The following is a 402-nucleotide window of genomic DNA, read 5'->3' as shown; positions in this document are numbered from 1 at the left end:
AGAAGGTTGCTGCAGGGTGGGCCACGCAGTGGGTGTTGAGGTCCAACTTCCCTTCCAGATAGTCGCTGGCTGGGCTGGGAAAGCCACAAGAGGCGCGGTGCAAGAACAGCGGGATGGTCACCTCGGCGGGTGATGGGTCTGGGGTTAACAGCTTCATGGTAATAACGCCTGTGTTTATATACAGGCATTATAGCGCGCCACCTTTGAACCAGCGCAAGTCCCGCATGCCACTGATGGCGTACCATGGCGCCAACAAATAACAAAGAGATCAGTATGAGTCACAATCTGTGTGCCCTACCGAAAGAGCAGCAAGAACGGGTCGAGGTCGAGAAGGCTGCCGCATATGCCGTATGGAAAGAGCGCAACGGTCACTTGGCCAGCGCAGAAAGCGAAGCAAGCCAG

General features: G+C 56.0%; 1 protein-coding gene. It reads left to right on the top strand.

Annotated elements, in window-relative coordinates:
• Window positions 1-243: 243 nt before the first annotated feature.
• Window positions 244-402, top strand: a 159-nt coding sequence (locus AACR93_RS05470) for a DUF3283 family protein (RefSeq protein WP_331428987.1), incomplete at its 3' end; no start/stop codon positions are given.

It is taken from the genome of Aeromonas sp. L_1B5_3 (genome assembly GCF_963866575.1).
Taxonomy (GTDB): Bacteria; Pseudomonadota; Gammaproteobacteria; order Enterobacterales; family Aeromonadaceae; genus Aeromonas; species Aeromonas jandaei.
Note: the sequence above shows the minus strand (reverse complement) of the source record. Positions and strands in the feature narration are given on the sequence as shown.